The sequence below is a fragment of the Rhizobium sp. SVR5-9E genome (assembly GCF_056755095.1).
In genome coordinates, this window is the sequence record NZ_JBNDHS010000696.1 from 1 (window position 1) to 239 (window position 239).

Here is a 239-nt window from a genome sequence, read left to right on the forward strand (position 1 = left end):
GCTGGAGCCCGGCCTGCTCGGCGCCTGGTTCTGGGTGATGGTGCATGCCGATCGCGAACGGACGCTGGCCCTCATGCTTGCCCGCGCCCACAACCGCACCGCGGCGTTCGTCATCTACGATCTTTGGGAACAGGGCTCCTTCATGAGCGTCAGCGTCTTCGGTGTGCTGATGCGCCTGTTGCTGATGATCCTGGTTTCGATCTCGAACGCCATCGGCCGACGCTACGGCGGCAGGGATC

Annotated in this window: 1 protein-coding gene; it reads left to right on the top strand. The window is 64.4% G+C overall.

The annotated features are described in order from the left end of the window. The coding region (locus ACPYOJ_RS36590) for a hypothetical protein (RefSeq protein WP_481420569.1) at positions 1-239 on the top strand (239 nt) is incomplete at both ends.